Consider the following 3,592-nt stretch of genomic DNA (forward strand, 5'->3'; position numbering starts at 1 on the left):
ACGCCAAGGCGGCCGTCACGATCATCACCAAGGGCCTCTGACGCCGTCACGTCATTCCCCACCCGGCCCTCCCCCGCAGCGGATGGGTCCGACATGGTCGGCGAATCACCTGATCATTGGTCAGCGGGTCAGCGGGTCAGCGCAGAAGGTCTGGTGGCGCCGGTAACCTTCTCGTACCGGTCGAGCGAAACGATGCTGACGACGTCGCCGGTGTGGGGGCGTGCAGCACCTGGTTGCCGCCGAGGTAGATGCCGACGTGCCCGGGGTTGTCGGGGGTGCCATCGGAACCGGCGGCGAAGAGCGGGTCGCCGGGTTGCCAGGCCGAGACGGGCGTCAACGGGATGCTCGGGCCGGATGCGCCGGCCGGGGCGCTCGCGGCGTCCAGGGCGGCGGTCATGGTGGGAACGCGGGCGAGGATCGCGGCGGCCGAGTTATGGGGAGCAAGGCACGGTCCAGGGACCGCAGACCGTGCTCAGGTCCCCCAAATTCGCCGGCCGGCTGCCGGCTCAGTGTCGCCTGTGCGGCGCTGTCGCCCCGGCGTCCATAGGCAGTGAGGCTTAGCGGCACCTTGATGTGATGCCATGGCAAAAGGGCGTGCGCTACTTGAAAAGCAATGCGATACCGGATCATGACGTCGCGTGACGTCACGATCGTCCGAGCGGGCCGCATCCCGCCACGGGCCACGTCCCGTCAGAGGACGGGCGTCCACCCCTGCCCGACGACGCACCGCCAGACGCGGCCACCCGAACCGGTCGAGCCCCCGAGGACGAGCTGGCCCGTGGTCACGCAGTCGGCGGGCTGCGGATCGGTGACGCTGATCCGCACCCAAGGATGCAGGATGTCGTTGCCCTGGTGGACGTTGAAGTTGTCCCCGAACACACCGGCGCCGCCGGCCTTGTTGACGGCGAAGATGGGTTGGTTCAGATGGTCGTAGACGATGAACAGCTGGCCGTTGGGCCCGCCCGTCGACTGGATACGAAGCCCCTCGGCACTCTGGTTGGTCGCCCGGAACACCCAGGGGTTGCCGGTGAAACTGCTCTGCGCGTATGCGTAACCACCGCCGCCAAGCAGCCCGCCGACGAGGGTCGCCGCGCCGAGCACGCTGATGGTCCTGAGACGATGTAGGTACGAAAACATGGGTCTTCTCCCCGATCGATACTCCCGGCCGTGTCCTGGTGTGACTCCCGATCCGCAGTCACGGCTGATCCGATAGGAATGCCACCATAGATTGCTAGTTGTCTATTCATTGTGACAGAAGTCCTGCTTTTGACCAGCCGAACAGACCAGAACCACGGCACATCAGCCCCCGCCGTCCGCAATGTCCCATTTAGGCGCCAGACCGATAAACGGTACGCATCGTCCCATCAACAGATTGTCAATAATCTGAAAAATGCGACTTGGATTAATATTTCCCAGAATGCCAGAAATAACTGCCATGGCGGCTGGAGCGATGAACTTAAACCTGGTGCTGAGGGAACATTCCTCTCCCGGGTATCCGATCAGCTCGACCGATCGGTGGGAAACGGAGCATGCCGCGTTCCCTGAAGCTCGACGCGCCGGGCTCGGGGGTGGCCAAGGAAATCCGGCAGCGCGAACTCGTAGCCGTACGCACCCGCCATGGGGAAGACGACGACGTCACCCGACCGCACCCGATCGACCGTGATGTCACGGGCGAGGGTGTCCTCCGGCGTACACAGCTCCCCGACCACCGTCACCGGACGACCTTCGACCACCGCCTCCCGCGTGTCCTTCGGCTCCGGCGCCGGCCCACCGTTCCGGCCCGATCTCTCCACGACGGCGAAGTTATGGATGATCTCCCACGATGTCGGCAGCGCGAAATGATGAATTCCGCCACGCAGAATCACGAATTCCGTCCCGTAGGAATGTTTGACGTCGATCACTTCGGCGGCGTACCAGCCGGAGTCGGCCACCAGCATCCGCCCCGGCTCGAAGATTACCCGAGTTCCGTCCGGAACCGGCAGCGAACTCAGTCCCTCACCAAATCGGATTAGGTCGAAGGGCCGGTCACCGCGCCGGTCCGGTTCGAACGGAACCCCGAATCCACCGCCCACGTCGACCATCCGCAGCTCGATCCCGGCCGCGGCAGCCGTCCGGGCGGCGAAATCGAGACACCACCGGACGTAGCCCAGATGGGCGGCGGCATCGAGATTGCCGGACACCGCGTGGACATGGAATCCGACGACGTCGATATGGGCCAGATCCGCCGCGAGTTCGAGCGCGGCGGGGACCTCCGTTTCGGGAATGCCAAACGCACTCGGCCGACCGCCCATCTGGAGGGAGCCTGCCAGTCCCACTCGGGCCGGGTTGACGCGCACCGCCGCCCGTACCCGACGGCCGAGTCGGGCGGCGACGGCGTCCAGGCGGCGCAGTTCACCGAAGCTCTCGACGTTGACGACGTCGACGTCGGCCGAGACCAGCGCGGTAAGCAGGGTCATCGATTTCCCCGGTCCGGAGGCGACCAGGTGGGGACGCCGAGCGGGGTCGACCCGGCCGTACGCTGCCTGCGCCAGGCGCACCTCGTGCGCGGAGGAGACCTCGAAACCGTCGATGCCCCGGCCGCTGGCGCCGGTCCTGGCGCCGGTCGGGGTGGCGCCCAGGCTGGAGTCACTCCGTTCCCGCCCCGACCGAGGGATGTCCGGACCGGGCCCACGCAACAGGGCGTCGAGTATCGGCGGAAAGCTGTTGGCCTTGACCGCGTAGCAGACCTCCGCCCACATGGACAGGCAGGCCCGCAGCGCCGCGGCGTTCCGCGCGGCCGCCGCCGGGTCGTAAAAGTAGGCACTGACCTCTCCGGCGCCAGCCGGCCAGTCACGCACCGCGGTCAACACCGGGCGGGGGAGGCTTTCGGCGGGCAGGGCGCGCAGCGGCGCGGCCGAGGGCGGCAGGTCCACCAGATCGACTCCTCACTCCATCAGTCGTCCGAGACTCCCTCAGGCGCCCGAGCTCAGCCGCGTCGTCCGCCAGGGACAGGACAACCCACTCTGCCGCCAGGCGCACAGGAGCGATGGCGTGTGCCGCGGGCTGCCGAGCGCGGACGCATAGTCCAGACGGGTGGTCCAGACGGGTGGTCTCGGATGGGTGGTCTCCATCTGGACCCGACTCTGTCGGCTAGCCCGATGGTGGGGCGACGAAACACGGATCGGATCCGCAAACGGTGCCTGATACCTCACACGGACCGCCTCCGGCTTCCGTGCCGCCGGACGATCGCGGGACGTTCGTCACCGCCATAACCGGTTGTCTGATCCGGATCGACGGGCGTGTAGTGGACATGCCGCAAACACCACAGCCTGAGGCCGATGTTTCTGCCGCAACCCGACTCCCCCGGACGGACTATGAAGAGACCACCAAGTCTGCTTGGCGCCACCATAACCTTGCGCGGAGCAACCATGGTGCGACTGGCTTAGGTTAGGCTTCCCTCAATCAGCCTGCGCGAAAGGGAGTCGCCCGCGATGACGGTTTCCGCTCGTGACGCCGCCGCCGGCGGCCCAGCCGGCCGCACGGCGCCCTCCGCGGCCGTGCCTTCCGTAACCACGAGAGCCGCGACGACGCCCCCCGTGACCACACCCCCCGT

General features: G+C 67.0%; 3 protein-coding genes. All 3 read right to left on the minus strand.

The genetic code is table 11. The annotated features are described in order from the left end of the window. Positions 1–136: 136 nt before the first annotated feature. The 3 genes from ACY5KJ_RS18680 to ACY5KJ_RS18690 all read right to left on the minus strand — a co-directional run bounded on the left by ACY5KJ_RS18680 (position 137) and on the right by ACY5KJ_RS18690 (position 2,912). Positions 137–397: an NlpC/P60 family protein gene (locus ACY5KJ_RS18680; protein ID WP_462187541.1), complete on the minus strand. Its 261-nt coding sequence runs from the start codon at positions 395–397 to the stop codon at positions 137–139. 293 nt (positions 398–690) lie between these two features. Beyond that, positions 691–1,137, minus strand: coding sequence for a hypothetical protein (locus ACY5KJ_RS18685; protein WP_462187540.1), 447 nt, complete (start codon positions 1,135–1,137; stop codon positions 691–693). A gap of 362 nt (positions 1,138–1,499) precedes the next feature. Continuing rightward, complete coding sequence (locus tag ACY5KJ_RS18690) at positions 1,500–2,912, minus strand: type III PLP-dependent enzyme domain-containing protein (RefSeq protein WP_462187539.1); 1,413 nt, start codon at positions 2,910–2,912, stop codon at positions 1,500–1,502. Positions 2,913–3,592 lie beyond the last annotated feature (680 nt).

It is taken from the genome of Frankia sp. CcWB3, assembly GCF_977927595.1.